Raw genomic sequence first — 16,113 nt, forward strand, 5'->3', positions numbered from 1 at the left:
ATTCCCCGCAACCGCACCTTTTTTAGGCCGTTTTGCTTCGATAAATTATGGAAGATTACAATAAAGTCATTGAGTCGTTGGGCGTCCGCTACATCAAGGCGAAGAACCTGGTGTTGCATCAGCCCTTCACGGTGCGCAATTCTTATGACGTAGGCAACAACCTCATTCTCTTGCACAAAGGCCATATCACCTTTGGGGAAGAGGAGCTGGTGGTGGAGGAGGGCGAAATGCTGTTCATCCCCGGCGGCCGGCCTACGCGGGTGAGCTACGGCGTGGACCAGAAAAACCGCGTTATCACCAATGACGACCTGATTTCCAACAAAGATAAGTTCTTCCATTCCAACGATAACCTCGACCTCATCGGCGACGCCGACGAAAGCCACAGCTTCGTGAGCTTCGAAGCCAAGGTGTTCGACTCGGTGAACTTTTTCGCCTCGCTCGACGTGCCGGCTTTCCTCATCTCGGGGCAGCCCAAGCTGGCCAACCTGGTGATTAAAGTGGTGGAGGAGAGCATTCAGGACCTGCCCGGTCGTGAGCGGCTCATCAACATCTACACCGAGAACATTGTGGTGGAAGTGGTGCGCTACGTGTTGCGCAACAACATGTTTGTGGAGCAGCTGGCCACCAACAGCACCTACTTCAAAGACCCGCGCCTGATTGACCTGTTCAACTACATCAAGGAAAACCTGGGTGGCGACCTGAGCAACAAGGTGCTGAGCGGTGTGGCCAACGTGAGCGAAGATTACGTGGGCCAGTACTTCAAGATGCTGACCAACATCAACCCGCAGGACTACATCGAATACCAGCGCATGGAGCGCGCCGTATTCCTGCTGCGCACCACCAAGAAAAGCATTCGCGACATCGGCAAGGAAGTGGGCTACAAAGACACCGCTTACTTCTGCCGTCGCTTCAAGATGATGTTCGGCATCCCGGCTGGCAAGATGCGCCGCCGCGAGTCGGCCATGAACATCTAGGAAGTCTTTGCAGGTGAGAAACGTAGCGCGGACTTTGTAGTCCGCGTCTTCGCGCTAGCTGCTGCTATTGTAAACAAAAAGCCCCGCTTCGGAATGAAGCGGGGCTTTTTGTTGGCTTAAGCCGAATTATTCAACGTTGCTGAAGCCATCTTCTTTCGAACGGTAGCTGCTTTCAGAGGTGCGGGCGCCATGGTCGACATTAGCGGAGGCGCCGCCGTAGCTGCTCTCGCTCCGGCCACTGCCCGAATGGATACCGGTGTTGTGGCTGCCGGGTGTGCTGCTGGCGCTGCTGCCGTAGTTGGAACTGCTGCCACCGTAGCGGTTGCCGCTGTTGCCGTAGGGCGAGCCGCTATCGGCGCGGCCTGAGGCACCTGATACTGTGCGGCGGCTGGTGGAAGCATCAGGGGCCTGGTAGCCGTAGCTGCGGCGGCCGTAGCTGCCAGCGTCGCGCTGCCGGCCGTAGTTGTACGGGCTGCTGTCCGAAGACGAGGACTTTCCTTTGCGGGTAGCCAGCCAGCCGATGCCAGCGGCCAGAATGGCACCGCCTACCACTTTTTGTGTGGTGCTAAGGCCGTTTACTTTGTCGAGGGCGCGATTGCCGAGGTCTTTCAGGCTCTGGGGCAGCTGGTTCACGCTGTTGAGAACACCGGAATCCTCAATCCATTGCTTGCCGCTGTTCAGCGCGGCATCGAGAAGCGTGCCCTCCTGAGCGTTGGTTTGCTGGCCTTCGCCTTGGCGGTCGGCCCCGGCATTGGCCGTTTTCTGGCTCGAAGCATCGGGAGTAGGCGAGGTGCTTTGCGCGGTGGGCGTCGCAGCGGATTTGCGGGAAGAGGCGGAGGCGCCGCTGGCGCTACCGGGCATGGAGGTGGGATTTTGCGAAGTGCGGTCGGCGCTGCCCGAGTTCGAGGCGCCGAGCTGGTCTTGCTGGTTATCCATGATAATGAGACGGAAAGGAAAGTGGAAGGAAAGGAAAAAAGCCCGCTTGGCCGTGGCGAAGAAGGCGTGGAGAGTATTCGTAATCGGCTCTTGGTAAGTTGCAGTTAGCGCACTTTATTTTTCAATCTGACGGTGCTGACTCCTGCATTTTGCCCAAGCCGGCGCAGTATTAGCTAAGCATCAGCAGGCGGCTGGGCGTGGCGCGGCAACGGCTGCAGCACGTGCGTGGGGTCGGCCAATACCACACGGCGGGCTTCCTCGCGGGCTTCTACTTCATACCTATTCTGGTAATAGCCGACCCGCGCCGACTCCAGCAGGTACTTCCACAGGAAAGGCAGCAGGCCGTGCTCCTGATACTGGCGCAGGTGCACAGCTTCGTGCGCTACCCATTCGGCATCGGCCAGAAACTCCTCTCGGGAGGCGCCGCTCAGGTGCACCGTCTGGCCGATGACCATGGCCACGCGAGGGGCTTTGAGCACCATGCGGGCAATGCGGGCGAGAGGGGAACCGGTCCAGGTGCGGGGCGTCGTCATAGGGCAAGATATAGGAATATTCTCGGCCGCGCTATTACGGCAATGGTTGAGGTATGGTTGCAAGCGTAAACGTTATTTTTTGCCTATTTATTTGTGATAAATAAAGAATATTTGATTTTTTCCAAGCAAAAATGACCGAGTTACCAAAAGTTTAACTTAGTTTTACCCAGCGACCTGTTCCATGCACAATAGCAATTAATGGGTATGACATCTTTTTCTCACTTCTTCACTCGGCTCAATTTAGCCTTGCCTATCGCCTAAGAAAGCTACTAGCCCGGCTCTTTCTCTCCTTCCAGAAACCCGGATTTTTTGCCCCTAACCCTCTAACGACGGACAATGAAAAACAGCCTCCTGTATTGCCTCGCCGCTGGTTCGCTAGCTCTCTCCTTCTTCTTTGAACGCGCCCCCGATGCTTCGGTGACGGCCCGTGCCACGTCGGCACCGGTCGTCGCCGAAGCATCGCTGCTTCCGGCCCTGACGATGGACGAGTCCACTTTCGAGCTACGCGCCGATGGCAACCCCGGTTCCGGGGAAAAGCCGGCCGCTCCCACGCCCGCCGAGCTGGCCGCCTCGCGCGACTCGCTCACCTATCATTACTACGCCCAGACGCTGGGCCTGCACCTGGCCTTTAACGAGAACAAGGACCTGCTGCGCACCGTGACCGACTGGATTGGCGCCCCTTACAGCTACGGCAGCAACTCGCGCCGGGGCACCGACTGCTCGGGCTTCGTGACGCGCGTGTTCCACGAAGTGTATGGCATCAACCTGATTCACTCGTCGCGCTCCATGTTCAGCACCACCAAGCGCGTGGCCAAGAGCGAGATGCAAACCGGTGACCTGGTATTTTTCCGCCGGGGCCACGGCCCGATTTACCACGTTGGCATCTACCTGAAAGACGGCAAATTTGCCCACTCGGCTACCAACGGCGGCGTTATGATAAGCTCGCTGAACCAGCCCTACTACCACCGCAATTTCTATGCGGCCGGCCGGGTAAGCGCCGCCGCTGCGGCCGATGAAGCCTTGGTTGCCTCGACGACTGTGGACCAAAACTGAGTCGTTGCAGTAAAGCATCGCAATGGCAAAACGCCCAGCCCCACGGCTGGGCGTTTTTTTTGGTCCATTCGCGGGGCAAATAGCGCCACTGAGCTGATATTCATCACTTCCCCACGGAGATAATCTGATATTGTTATTAAACCCAAAGGGAATGTAGCAGTCAATGGTAAACCATTGGTTCGTAAGAAGAAGGGCAGTAGGGTGATGGGCGTTTAATTCCATTTCAATTGATTTCACCTTTACGCGGCTGCTTATGAATCGCAGACATTTCCTCCAACGAAACACGGCTGTTCTAAACGCTCCGGCTACTGCGGCGGCCACGGCCCCAACCCCGCCTGGCCCGCCCGAAACAGTAAGCCGCTACGCCAACACGAAGCTGCCTACCACGCTGGCCCGCACCACCAGCACGCTCACGCCCTACACCGGCACCTGGGGCTATGCCCAGGCGGCGCATCTGCTGCGACGCACATTATTCGGCCCCACCCGCACCGAGATTCTGACGGCGGCCGGCTCTACGCTCACGGCTACGTTGAACACGCTGCTCACGGTGCCCACCACCGCGCCCGACCCGCCCGTGAACGTGTCGACCACCGACACCAGTGTGGCCCTGGGTACCACCTGGACGGCGCAGGTGTTCGACCAGAACTTTGAGGGGGTGCGCCGGGCTTCGCTGCGCGACTGGTGGCTGGGCCTGCAGCTGGGCCAGGGCACCTCGCTGCTGGAGAAGATGACGTTGTTTTGGCACAACCACTTCGTGATTGAGTTCAGTACCATCAACGATGCCCGCATGGGCTACGAGTACGTGCGTCTGCTACGCCAGCACGCGCTCGGCAATTTCAAGCAACTGACCAAGGACGTGACCGTGACGCCCGCCATGCTGCGCTTCCTCAACGGTAACCAGAGCATTGTCGGCGCCCCTAACGAGAACTACGGCCGCGAGCTACTGGAGCTGTTTACGGTAGGGAAGGGGCCGCTGATTGCCGCTGGTAACTACACCAACTACACCGAGGCCGACGTACAGGCCGCCGCCAAAGTGCTCACCGGCTGGCGCGACCAGGCGGCGCCGGTAGGCAGCTACTACACTGCCAGCCGGCACGATGTCACCACCAAAGTGTTTTCGTCGGCTTTCGGCAATGCCAGCATTGCGCCCAATGGCAGTACCGAGTATCAGGACCTCATCAACCTGATTTTTCAACAGGTAGAAACGGCCCGCGCCATCGTGCGGAAGCTGTACCGGTTTTTCGTGTACTACTTAATTGATACGCAAGTCGAAACCGACATCATTCGGCCGCTGGCAACCTTGCTGATATCGAACAACTTCGAGATTGCGCCGGTCCTGCGCACGCTGTTTAGCTCGGAGCACTTCTTTGATGTGCTGAACGTGGGCTGCCTCATCAAGAGTCCGCTCGATTTTACCGTTGGGCTGATGCGCCAGATGGAAGTGGTGTTTCCGACGGCGGCCACCAACCAAGTGGTGCAATACGGCATGTGGGACTACCTAAACGGCTTAACCAGCTTGCAGCAGCAATACCTCGGCGACCCGCCCAACGTGGCCGGCTGGGCCGCCTATTACCAGACCCCGCAATACCACGAGCTGTGGATAAACGCCGTGACACTGCCGCGCCGCAACCAAGTGACAGACCTGTTCATCAGCACGGGTTACACGCGCAGTAGCGTCAACATTAGAATTGACGTGTTGGCACTAACGCAGTCGTTCCCGGCCGCTACAGCTGCTGACTGCAACCTGCTCATCGCCGAGTACGTGCGATTGATGGTGCCCATCAGCCTGACCGCCAACCAGATTACATTCCTGAAAAACACCTTGCTGCCGGGCCTGCCCGATTTTGAATGGACCGTGGAATGGCAGCAATACCTGGCCGCACCCACCAATACGGCCAAAAAAGCGGCCGTAACCACCAAGCTCCAAGCCATGCTGCGCGCCCTGATGGGGCTGGCGGAATACCACTTGTCATAACGCCAACAGCCTTCTCCCATGAAACGTCGCGAATTTCTACAAACCACGGCTGCAGCCTCCGTCGGCACTGCTTTTCTGAGTGGGCTGCCCATTGGCGCCTACGGCTACTCGCCGCAGCTGGCGGCCCTGACTAATGCCACCACGCAGTCGGATAAGGTGCTGGTCATCATTCAGCTGCAAGGCGGTAATGACGGCCTGAACATGATTATCCCCCTGGACCAGTACCCGGCCCTGATGGCGGCGCGCGGCAGCATTGCCCTGCCCCAAAACCAGGTGCTGGGCCTGACCACGGCTACCGGTATTCATCCGGCCATGGCCTCGCTCCAGAACATGTACCAGAACGGCAAGCTGGGCGTGGTGCAGAGCGTGGGCTACCCCACGCCGAACTTCTCGCACTTCCGGGCCACCGATATCTGGACCTCGGGTTCCGATTCGAACGTGACCCTGACCACGGGCTGGGCCGGCCGCTACCTCGACAGCGAATACGCGGGCTACCCCACCGGCTACCCCAACACCCAGAACCCTGACCCGCTGGCCATCAGCATCGGCTCGGTGGTGAGCAACTGCGTGCAGGGGCCCAGCGTGAACATGGGCATGGCCATTGCCAGCACTTCGTCGTTCTACCAGCTGCTGAGCGGCGGGGTGGATGTGGCGCCCAACACGCCGGCCGGTCATGAGCTCACCTTCATTCGCCAAGTGGTGAGCCAGACGCAGGTGTACACCACGGCCATTCAGACGGCCGCCGGCCGGGCCCAGAACCTCTCGCCGCTGTACCCCACGGCTGGGCAAAACTCGCTGGCCGACCAGCTTAAAATAGTAGCCCAATTGGTTGCCGGCGGCTTGCAGACGCGCATTTACGTGTGCACCCTGGGTGGCTTCGACACGCACACCCTGCAGGTGCCGGCTACCGGCAGCACGGCCGTAGGCACCCACGCCACGCTGCTTGGGAAGATTGCGGAGGCCGTGAGTGCCTTTCAGGATGATTTGCAGCGCCACAACGTGCAGGACCGGGTGGTGGGCATGACGTTCTCGGAGTTTGGCCGGCGCATCAAGGCCAATTCGGGCTACGGCACCGACCACGGCGCGGCGGCCCCGTTGCTGGTGTTCGGCTCGAAGGTGAACCCCATTGTGCACGGACCCAATCCCACGCTGCCCGCCAATGCTGGGGTGAACGACAACATCAACATGCAGTTCGACTTCCGCAGCATCTACACCAGCATTTTGCAGGACTGGTTCCGGGTGACGCCGGCCACGCTCACGCAGCTCTTTGGGCGCAGCTTCCCCTACGTGCCCGTACTGCGGCCCGGTGCGCTGCTCGCCACCAAAGAGGCTCCGCAGGTGGCCGATTTCACGGTGTACCCCAACCCCGTGGCCCGCGACGGCCGCACCACAGTGGCCTACGATTGCGCCGGCGGCCACGTGCAAGTGGTGCTGCTCGACCAAATGGGCCGCGAAGTGCGCCGCTTTGCGGACCAGGTATTGGCCGCCGGCCCGCAGTTCCTGCCCCTGGACTTGAGCGGCCTGGCCGCTGGCGCTTACTACTGCCAGGTACGCGAAGCCCAGCGCAGTGGCTCCCGCATTGTGGTGGTGGAGTAAAAAGGCTAAGTGCCAGTAAATAACCCACAATGGCTCCGGCCAGCTTCTGAGGAGCTGAACCGGAGCCATTGTGGCTTCGGCAGATTTTCGTGGAAAAAAGGCAGCCCCGCGCCGGCCTTTTGCGTAAGGCGATACGAAGGCGTTAGCCGCCTCGTCCTCTGTCCCTCACGTTCCTCCTTTTTTCCTTACAGCTTTATGGAAGCGCAAATCGAACAACAACTCGAAAAGATTTTGCCCGAAGACCTCGCCCGCACCTTCGAAAGTGCCTATTATGTGTTTCAGGGCCAGCACGAGCACATGGACGACCTGCTGAAGCACGGCGGCGTGCTGCTGCGCAAAGCCGCCCAGAAATTCACGCCCACCCAAATGATACTCGGCATTGCCGGCCTCGCGGCCGTGGCCGTGGTGCTCATCAACCGCGCCACCGGCGACGACCACGAAGGCGAAGCCCAGGACGTGAGCGACAGCAAGCGCCAGCTAGGCAGCAAAGACGATAAGGACAAGAAATAAGCTTGTCAGCAACTAGCAAACGGCGGCTTCCGTCACCGAAAGCCGCCGTTTTTGGTATGGGTGTGTCACTCTTGTCATCCTGAGCAGCGCGCAGGATGACAGACGCTTCCCAATAGCTTCCGTCTGAATAAGCCGCTGCTGGTCAGCGGATATCAATGACCACCGGCACGGCCAGACGCACGGCCACGGCCTGCCCATTGTGGCGGCCCGGCTCAAAGCGAGGCAGGCGCAGGGCTGCGGCCAGTACGGCCTCATCTATTTCACTGCCAATGCTTTGCAGCATTACCGGGCGCGTTACGCGGCCGTCGGGCTCTACCACGAAACTGACCTGGCCGGTACCGTTTGGGGTGCGTTCGGGGTAGGAAATCAGCTCGGCCAGGGCCGACTGCAGGGCATCGGGGCCGCTGTGGCCGGGCAGCGTGGGCATCTGCTCAACTTGGCTATACACTTGGTGGTCGGGCACGGGCGGCGGGGTGCCAGCGGGCGGCGGGGGCGGGCTGAACCAGATATTTAGCGTTTGGTACACGGATACGGGCTGGTCGTCGTAGCCCAGGGCGGGCTGCCAGCGCGGAAAATTACGCACGAGGCGCAGTGCCTCGTCGTCGCAGCTGGGGCAGAGGGAGTTGATAACTTCGACGGCGCCGGGGCGGCCATCGGGTTTCAGCACAAAGCGTACCACCACCCGCCCTTTCAGGTCGCGCTGCTTCACCTCGGCGGGCGTTGCGCGATTTTTTTGCAGGTACTGCTCCAGGGCCGCATCGCCGCCCGGAAACTGAGCTTGACGGGATACTTCGGTAGCTGCGTACACGTGCCGGGGCGACAGAAACATGACCGGAACGGAGAGCAGCACCGCCACTGGCTGGCCTTGGTAAAGGCCCGGCCGCAGGCGCGGCATGCGCTTCACGGCGGCCAGGGCGGCGGCATCGCAGGCGGGGCTGAGCGACTGCACCACCGTGGCCTGCCGGGCCACGCCACTCACGCCCACCACCACGCGCACGAACACCCGGCCCTCGGTGCGGCCCTCGCGCACCTCAATCGGCAGCTTCACTTGTTGCTGCACCGCTTTCACAAGGGCCAGATTGCCCCCGCCGCTGGGCAGCGAGGGCATCTGGTCTACGTAATTGAAAATCTGAGTAGTATCGATGGCATACTGCCCGTAGTATTGGGCTGCGGCCGGGCGAGAAAGGCTCAGCAACAGGAGAAACAGTAGGCAAGATGGTTTCGGAAAACGACGGCGACTACCATCATGTTGCCAAAGCAGAAGGCGACGAATATCCATACCGCAAATCTATAGCAGACGCCTTTTTTAAGAAATAAGGCCGAGAAAGCCAGCAAAATCACCCCGAAATGTCCTGCTGAGCTTGCCGAAGCATCTCTACCGCGAAGACCAATCCAATCGAAAGGATTACTACAGCGGTAGAGATGCTTCGGCAAGCTCAGCAGGACCGTCCAATGGTTTTTCCAACACACCCCAAGTCTGGTTTGCAGCAGTGGCTCATACGCGTATTCAAACGCATGTCATTTCCCCTGCAACGTCCACGCCGTCGCTACCCGCTTGTTTGGCTCATCCGCACTGCGCAGAAACACCAGCTCATCGAGCTGCCCCACGCGCCAGCTTTCCAGCATGTCGTTGTAATAGCGTGAGCCGGGGTTGCCGCTCTGGCCGCCAGGGTATACGCCGTAGGCGCGCACGTGCGGGCCCAGGGCCACCACCATGCGCCAGCTGGGGCCCGTGCGCTCGGTGGTGGCGTTCACGATGCCTGCGCCACCGCCGCAGTCCACGTCCAGCACGCCAAAGCCGGGCAGCTTGAGCAGGTGCAGCACGTCGGTGCTTTTTTGGCTGGCCCAGCGCCACTTGTCGCTCTGGGTGCCGTATTTGCGGGTGAGGCTGTCCACGGCCCACTTCAGGCTTTGGCGGGCCAGCAGGGGCAAGGTTTCTCGGGCGCGGGTGCGGCGGTCGTCAATCCAGCGGCTGGTGTCCTCGCGCAGAATCAGGTTGTTGGTGCGGTCGCGCGCGGGGTAGCGGTAGGCTGGGCCCTTGGGGTCGGTGGGAAAGTCGTCGTCCCAGAGGCGCTTTACCAGGTTATCGTACCACAGCTCAAATAGGCTCGGGCCGATGGCCTCGGCGGTGTAGTGGTAGTTCCAGGAGCGCAGGGCGGCCAGGGCCCGGCCCTCGGGCGAAGTGGCTGGTAGCGTACCGGCTAGGGCCAGCAGGCGCGGCAGCATTAGCTGGGCATTCATGCCAAAGTTGTCGTTCTGGAGCTGGCGCAAGCTGTCGGCCGTCACGCGGGGCATCTGGCCCAGGCGCTGGTTGATGCGCCGGCCGCGCTCCGACGAGCCGTAGTCCCAGTTCAGGTAGTAGGGGTAGTCCTCGGGCCGCACTGACGACTGGTTGGCCGACGACACAAAACCCCGCGCCGGATTCCGGACGTGTGGATTCTGGGCCGCCAGAATCCAGCCCTGCCAGTCCTGGGCCGGGTCGCGGCCATCGAGCAGGTACTTGCCCTGCTCGCGCCATTTCAGGGGGAAGTGGCCGTTGGGCCAGAGGGCAATGTCCTGCGCAGCATTCGCGAAAATAAAGTTCTGGGCCGGTGCGCCGTAGGTGGCCAGCGCGGCCGTGTAGTCGGCGTAGCTCCGGGCGCGGTTGAGGCGGTAGAAGGTCAGGAACTCGTTGGCCGCGTCGTGGGCGGTCCAGCGGGCGGCGTAGCCGATGGGCGTCTGGGCCAGGAAGGGCTTCTCCTCCCGCTCGTATACCACCGGGCCGTGGTGGGTGTAGAGCACGGTATCGAGACGGTCGGGCTGCCCGCGCACCTTAATACGCTCCACCACGCGACGCACCGGTTTCCACTGGCCCGCGTGCCAGTACTCGCGCCGCGCCACGTCCCGAAACTGCACTTGGTACCAGTCCAGCACATCGGCGTAGGTGTTGGTCACGCCCCAGGCCGCCTGCGCATTAAAACCGATGATGACCGTGGGCGTGCCCGGAATGCTCACGCCGTACACGTTCACGCCGGGCGCGGCCAGCTGCTCCTGGTACCAGATGCTGGGCAGGTTGAGCTGCAAGTGCGGGTCGTTGGCCAGCATGGGAAAACCGGTCGTTGAGCGCGCGCCGCTCACGGCAAAGTTGTTGGAGCCCAGCTCCCGGGCCGGCTCCTGGTTTGGCTGATACGGTGCCTCGGCGGCAGCAAATGCGGCAGGCACGGGCGGCACGGCCAAGGGCTGGAAATCGAGCGGCGTGCCGGCGGGCACTACCGGCGACTCGCGCGTGGGGTAGTCCGGAAACAGGTCGCGCATCACCGCCGGCCCGTATTTGCGCAGGGCGTTGCTCATGCGCAGGTCATCGGAGCGGCCCGTCAGGTCGAAGGCCATGTACTTCAGAATGAGCGCGCTTTTCAGCGGTTCCCAAGGCTCGGGCGCGTAGTCGAGCAGCTTGTATTCAAACGGGGTGGTGGCCGGTGTCAGGCTGTTGATGTAAGCATTCACCCCATCGGAGTACGCCCGCACCACGGGGCCGCTCACCGGGTCGGCCAGGGCCGCCGCGTTCGATTTCTGCGCGCCAAAGCCCAGGCCCATGCGCCGAAAAAATCGGTCGGTTTCCAGCCGCTCCGGTCCCACAATTTCGGCCAGCCGCCCGGCTGCCACGTGGGCCACAAAATCCATCTGCCAGAGCCGGTCGCGGGCCGTGAGGTAGCCCTGCGCCAGGTACAGGTCGTGGTCGTTTTGGGCGAAGATGTGCGGCACGCGGCGGTCGTCGTAGCGCACCGTCACGGGCTGTTGCAGGCCGGCCAGGTCCAGCGTTTGCTGCGCGGGGAAGTCCTCGGGCCGCTCGCCGTTCTGCCAAAAGCCCCGGTAAGGGCTCAGCAGCTTGCCAAAGGGCGGCAGCTGGCCGTGCTTGGTGTTCAGCACCCAAACCAAGGTACAGGCGGCGGCCAGGGCCAGTAGCGCTTTAATCATTCCAGTTGTCCGTTATTGGTTGTCCGTTGTCAGGCCTGTGGGCAAAAGCAAAGGCCAATTAACGACAACGCCGTCAATTGGCCTTCAGAAACTTCTGTTCAACTGACCTGCTGACCACTTTTAGCAATCAACCTGACAACAGACAACTAATAACGGACAACTAACAACCTACCGCAGGGCTACTTCGCGCACCAGCCCGCCAATGCCCCATACCAGCAGCTGCTGGCGCACGGCTTCGGCTTCGGGGCGCTCGCCAAACTGGCCCACGAGCACGCGGCTGCGCTGGCGGCCATCAACGAGGTCCTGCGAAATATTCACTTGCAGTTCGGGCATCAGCGACTTGATGCGGGCCTGCACGCTTGCGGCGTTGGTCGCATCGATGAACGAACCGGCCTGAATGAAGAAGCCCGACGGGCAGTTCACCGATTCGGCGGCCGTGATAACTTCGGCCTTCGTCTCGGCGGAAGCGGCAATGAGCTGGGCCGTGGCCGCAATCCGAGCCACTGAGTCGGCGGGGCTGATGGGCGCATCCGGGAGTACCGCATAGGTGGTGAAAGCGGCTTCAGGGTTGGGGTCGGCAGCATAGAGGGCGGCGAAGTTGCCGGGCGTGGTGGCCGGGCCCAGCGGGGCATCATCGGCTACTACCTGGGCAATGACGGTGGCGGCCCCGCAGTCAACCACCCCCAGCGGACGGGCGGCGGCTTCCGACAAATCGAGGATGCGCTGGTGGCGGAACGGGCCCCGGTCGGTGACGCGCACCACAACGGATTTGCCATTCTTCACGTTCGTGACCCGCAGGCGCGTGCCGAAGGGCAGGGTTTTGTGCGCGCAGGTGTACTGGAAGCGGTTGTAGCGCTCGCCGCTGCTGGTGCGCCGCCCTTGGAAGTAACCGCCATACCAGGAGGCCCGGCCCCGAAATACCGTAGTGGCGGCGGAGCTAGGGGCAGGGACTGCTGTGGTGCCAGGGGTAGGGCGGGCCGAAGCGCCCAGCAAAGTCAGCAGGAAAAAAAAGCAACTGGAAAGGACGAGTACTTGTAGGCGGCGAAATAAAATCATGCGATTCGCAGATGGTGAGCAAAACAAACATAGGCTCATCCACCCCAGCAATACTAAATTTTAGCGGGTGCTGCTAATCGAATTAGGTTAAAAATTGTTCAAAACAAAGAAAACTTGCATTTAATTAATCTTCATGTTAGCCGAAAAAGTAGCTGTGACGTTGCCTCAAACTATATTTTGCCAAAACAGGCCCGACCCATTGCGCAGACGCAAAAATTAGATTATGCGACGGGTATAAAATTTGGGCATCGGCGCTACGAGAACTTTGGAAACCGGGTTGCATAAGTCCCGGTTTTTTCGTAAGCGCAGTAGCCGCCCGCCGGCCCCAACCCTACCTTTGCCCCATGGATTTTGGCCGCCTGCCCGACCTGCGCTACGTTGATTTTAGCCTGCCGCCCGACCACCCCGAAACGGCCCGGGTGCTGGCCCGCGCCCGGCGCACGCAGCCGGCCCCGGCGCGCCTGCACGTGGGCTGCCCCATCTGGACCAATAAGGAGTGGCTGGGCACGTACTTTCCGGCCGGCATTAAGGAGCCGGATTATCTGCACTATTACGCGCAGCAATTCAATAGCATTGAGCTGAACACCACGCACTACCGCATTCCGGATGCCGCCACCGTGCGGCGCTGGCGCGCAGCCGTGGGGCCGGATTCCGGCTTTAAGTTTTGCCCCAAGCTGCCGCGCAGCATCAGCCACGAGCGGGAATTATTCCAGACCGATGACCTGGTCGTGACCACGGCGCGGGCTTTTGAAGGGCTAGGCGACAACCTGGGCTGGGCATTTTTGCAGTTGCCGCCGCACTTCGGCCCCGAGCACCTGCCGCGCCTGGAGCGCTTCCTGCTTGACTTTCCGGAAGCCGTGCCGCTGGCCGTGGAGCTGCGCCACCCGCGCTGGTTTGCCGACACGGTGCTGGCCGATGCCGTGTTTGCCACCTTCGAGGCCCTCAACAAAACGCTGGTGATAACCGACGTGGCCGGCCGGCGCGACGTACTGCCCATGCGCCTCACCGCGCCCGTCGCCTTCATCCGCTTCAATGGCCACGGCCTGCACAGCTCCGACTACCAGCGCGCCGATGCCTGGGCCGAGCGCATAGCGGCCTGGGTGGCGCAGGGCGTGCACGAGGTGTACTTCTTCATTCACCAAAAAGACGTGCGCCACGCGCCGGTTCTCACGCAGTACCTATTAGAGAAGCTGAAAGGCCTGACGGGGATTGACGTGCCACCGCCGCGCATCATCCCGCAGCCGGTGCAGGGTAATTTGTTTGGGTTTTAGGCAATGGGCCTAATAAGCAGGACGTGCTGCTACGAACTAACCGGCTGTTGTAGCAGCGGCCCCAGCACCTGCCACACGTTCTCGGCCAGAATTTTTTGGCCGGCCGCGTTGGGGTGCACGCCGTCGGCGAGGTTGAGCTCGCGGCGGCCCAGCACGCCTTGCAGAAGGAAAGGCACGAAGGGCAGGCTGTTTTTCTCGGCCAGGGAGCGGAACAGGGCTTTGAACTCGGTGGCGTAGTGGGCCAAGCGGTGGCCGCCCAGGGGGCCGAGGTCGAAGGGGAATTCCAGGCCGGCCAGGATGATTTGCGCGTGCGGGTGCTGCCGCCGCACGGCATCGACGATGAATTGCAGGTTCTGGGTGGTTTCGCGAACGGGAATGCCGCGGATGCCGTCGTTGGCCCCAAGGGCCAGCACAAATACATCGACCGGGTGCCGGGCCAGCACGGAAGCCAGCCGCTGCCGGCCGCCGGCGCTGGTTTCGCCGCTCACGCCGTAGTTATAAGCTTTATAAGAAAGCTGCTGCGCGTCGAGCCGCTGCTGAATCAAGGTGGGAAAGCTGGCGGCGGCGGGCAGGCCGTGGCCCGCCGTGAGGCTGTCGCCAAAGAAGATGATGTTTTTCATGGTGTGCTGATTTAACAGCACGGAGGCCGTTTTCGTGCCTAACATCTGCGGCAATGGAAGGCAATTGCAACGGTCACGCTAAGCTGGTCGAAGCATCTCTACCGCTTCGTTGTAGCGGCATTGATTAGTTACGCAGTAGAGATGCTTCGACCAGCTCAGCATGACGGGCGTTCAATCCCTCCGCTGCTGACTTGCCTACTCCATCACCTCCAGCACGGTGCGGAAGGAGACGTATTTGCCCGCGAAATGCTTTTCCATGTCGGCGCGCAGGGCGGGGGCGCAGATGTTCTGATAGTCTTCCAGCTGCTCCAGGCTGAGGCAATAATACTGCGCGGCGTAGGTGATGCCGCCTTCTTCTTCGTTGAGCAGGCGGCACAGCTGGCTTTTGATGAAAAAGCCGGTTTCCATCACCTCGGGCATGTGGGTGGCGCGCATGTAGTCCAGCCACTCATCGGCGACGCTGGGCTCGATGCTGCTGGTGACGTTGTAGAGAATCATGGGATATTAGTTGTCAGTTGTCAGTTGGTTGTTGTCAGGCTTGTATGAATTGAGAAAGGCAGAATAGCCTGACAACTGACAACAAGCAACTAACAACCACTCAGTTCAAACTCGCATGGTGTCGAACTGAAAATCGGTAATACGCGCTTGAATGTCTTTGGGACTAAGTTTTTCCTGCGCGGCGGTCTGGGCCAGGGCGGGCAGCTCGGCATCGCCGGCCAGGCGCAGGCTCAGGATTTGGCTGAGGCTGAGCTGCTTCTCAAGCGGGGCGAAGCGCTGGCCGCTTACTTCAAAGTAGCGCTGGCGCACTTCAAGCCGGCAGATGCGGTCCTGCAAGCGCAGGGCGTAGTGCTGGCGCAACATCACGAGCACGCCCAGGCCAATGACGGCCAGCGCCGCGACCGTGAACCACAACCGGGCCGTCTGGTCGTCGTCGCCGGCTACTTTGGTGTAGCGCGTGATGGCGTAGCCCGCCATCAGGAAAGCCAGCGGCAGCAGCACGAAATGGTGCCACGGGTAGTACATGGTCGTGTTTTTGGTGGGGGTGGCCATAGCATGGGGCGAGGGTTGAAAGGATGAAAGTAGGTAGGCGTGCCGGAAGGCGAGGCATAAAAAAACTCCGGCCGGAGCCGGAGTTCTAAGGAAAGACGGACGGGACAGGCCGTTACTTCATTTCTTTGGCGCGCTTCTTTTCGGCTTTGGCCTGTTCGTGGGCCAGATGCTCCTGCTTTTTGGCTTCGCTGGCGGCGTGGCGCTGCTCTTTGAGCTGGTCTTTCTGGGCGCTTTCCTGGTGGCGCTGCTCGCGGAGCTGTTTTTTGAGGTCGCTTTTCTGGTTGGCGGTTTCCTTTAGCTGGTGGCGGCTGTCGCGCACGGCCTGGTCGCTGTTGCTGCTTTGTTGTTTCTGTGCATCATAGGCCGCTTTTGCTGCATCGGAGCGCTGCTGCTGTTGCTCGGCCGTGAGCGGTACCGTGGCAGGGTCGGTGGGGAGGGGAGCGGTTTGGGCCTGGGCCGCGAAAGCGGTGACGGCGAAAATGGCCAGCAGGCCAAGGGTCTTTTTCATGGAGGGGGACGGTAAACCCATTGGGGCTAGGCCGTGTACGGCGCGCTTTCTGCAAGGTTTTTAATATGTTTCCTTCA

General features: G+C 61.0%; 15 protein-coding genes. 6 read left to right on the forward strand and 9 right to left on the reverse strand.

What is annotated here, in order from left to right; genetic code table 11:
• Positions 1 to 47 precede the first annotated feature (47 nt).
• Positions 48 to 974: a helix-turn-helix domain-containing protein gene (locus JKL48_RS01995; RefSeq protein ID WP_201977828.1), complete on the forward strand. Its 927-nt coding sequence runs from the start codon at positions 48 to 50 to the stop codon at positions 972 to 974.
• Positions 975 to 1,100: 126 nt separating this feature from the next.
• Here the strand turns inward: JKL48_RS01995 and JKL48_RS02000 are convergent, their stop codons facing one another.
• Positions 1,101 to 1,910 carry a hypothetical protein gene (locus JKL48_RS02000; protein ID WP_201977829.1) on the reverse strand — a complete coding sequence of 270 codons (810 nt, stop codon included), beginning with the start codon at positions 1,908 to 1,910 and terminating at the stop codon, positions 1,101 to 1,103.
• A 173-nt stretch (positions 1,911 to 2,083) separates the two neighbouring features.
• Positions 2,084 to 2,443: a hypothetical protein gene (locus JKL48_RS02005; protein WP_201977831.1), complete on the reverse strand. Its 360-nt coding sequence runs from the start codon at positions 2,441 to 2,443 to the stop codon at positions 2,084 to 2,086.
• A 336-nt stretch (positions 2,444 to 2,779) separates the two neighbouring features.
• Here JKL48_RS02005 and JKL48_RS02010 point away from each other — a divergent pair, with 336 nt between their 5' ends.
• The 4 genes from JKL48_RS02010 to JKL48_RS02025 all read left to right on the forward strand — a co-directional run bounded on the left by JKL48_RS02010 (position 2,780) and on the right by JKL48_RS02025 (position 7,577).
• Complete coding sequence (locus JKL48_RS02010) at positions 2,780 to 3,496, forward strand: C40 family peptidase (protein ID WP_201977833.1); 717 nt, start codon at positions 2,780 to 2,782, stop codon at positions 3,494 to 3,496.
• A gap of 253 nt (positions 3,497 to 3,749) precedes the next feature.
• Positions 3,750 to 5,471 (forward strand): DUF1800 domain-containing protein, encoded by a 1,722-nt coding sequence (locus tag JKL48_RS02015; RefSeq protein WP_201977835.1) that lies wholly within the window; start codon positions 3,750 to 3,752, stop codon positions 5,469 to 5,471.
• Positions 5,472 to 5,489: 18 nt separating this feature from the next.
• Complete coding sequence (locus JKL48_RS02020) at positions 5,490 to 7,067, forward strand: DUF1501 domain-containing protein (protein ID WP_201977837.1); 1,578 nt, start codon at positions 5,490 to 5,492, stop codon at positions 7,065 to 7,067.
• A 195-nt stretch (positions 7,068 to 7,262) separates the two neighbouring features.
• Entirely contained in the window at positions 7,263 to 7,577 is a 315-nt protein-coding gene (locus JKL48_RS02025) for a hypothetical protein (RefSeq protein ID WP_201977844.1), read from the forward strand.
• Positions 7,578 to 7,719: 142 nt separating this feature from the next.
• Here JKL48_RS02025 and JKL48_RS02030 read toward each other — a convergent pair whose 3' ends face one another.
• From JKL48_RS02030 to JKL48_RS02040, 3 genes are all read right to left on the reverse strand, one after another.
• The gene (locus JKL48_RS02030) at positions 7,720 to 8,772 is read right to left on the reverse strand and encodes a TonB family protein (RefSeq protein ID WP_201977845.1); all 1,053 of its coding nucleotides are present in this window, start codon (positions 8,770 to 8,772) and stop codon (positions 7,720 to 7,722) included.
• Positions 8,773 to 9,095: 323 nt separating this feature from the next.
• On the reverse strand, positions 9,096 to 11,531 hold the full coding sequence (locus JKL48_RS02035) for a penicillin acylase family protein (RefSeq protein WP_201977846.1): 2,436 nt from the start codon (positions 11,529 to 11,531) through the stop codon (positions 9,096 to 9,098).
• Positions 11,532 to 11,699: 168 nt separating this feature from the next.
• A complete protein-coding gene (locus JKL48_RS02040; protein ID WP_201977847.1) occupies positions 11,700 to 12,587 on the reverse strand; it encodes a septal ring lytic transglycosylase RlpA family protein in 888 nt (295 codons plus the stop codon).
• Positions 12,588 to 12,931: 344 nt separating this feature from the next.
• Between JKL48_RS02040 and JKL48_RS02045 the strand changes: the two genes are divergently transcribed.
• Positions 12,932 to 13,858: a DUF72 domain-containing protein gene (locus JKL48_RS02045; RefSeq protein WP_201977848.1), complete on the forward strand. Its 927-nt coding sequence runs from the start codon at positions 12,932 to 12,934 to the stop codon at positions 13,856 to 13,858.
• A 29-nt stretch (positions 13,859 to 13,887) separates the two neighbouring features.
• Here the strand turns inward: JKL48_RS02045 and JKL48_RS02050 are convergent, their stop codons facing one another.
• The 4 genes from JKL48_RS02050 to JKL48_RS02065 form a co-directional block, all read right to left on the reverse strand.
• A complete protein-coding gene (locus JKL48_RS02050; RefSeq protein WP_201977850.1) occupies positions 13,888 to 14,478 on the reverse strand; it encodes an arylesterase in 591 nt (196 codons plus the stop codon).
• A gap of 195 nt (positions 14,479 to 14,673) precedes the next feature.
• Positions 14,674 to 14,976 carry a DUF4286 family protein gene (locus tag JKL48_RS02055; protein ID WP_201977852.1) on the reverse strand — a complete coding sequence of 101 codons (303 nt, stop codon included), beginning with the start codon at positions 14,974 to 14,976 and terminating at the stop codon, positions 14,674 to 14,676.
• A gap of 105 nt (positions 14,977 to 15,081) precedes the next feature.
• Complete coding sequence (locus tag JKL48_RS02060) at positions 15,082 to 15,528, reverse strand: DUF6526 family protein (RefSeq protein WP_201977858.1); 447 nt, start codon at positions 15,526 to 15,528, stop codon at positions 15,082 to 15,084.
• A 112-nt stretch (positions 15,529 to 15,640) separates the two neighbouring features.
• Positions 15,641 to 16,036: a hypothetical protein gene (locus tag JKL48_RS02065; protein WP_201977860.1), complete on the reverse strand. Its 396-nt coding sequence runs from the start codon at positions 16,034 to 16,036 to the stop codon at positions 15,641 to 15,643.
• Positions 16,037 to 16,113: the final 77 nt, after the last annotated feature.

The sequence above is a fragment of the Hymenobacter rubidus genome, from assembly GCF_016734815.1.
GTDB lineage: Bacteria > Bacteroidota > Bacteroidia > Cytophagales > Hymenobacteraceae > Hymenobacter > Hymenobacter rubidus.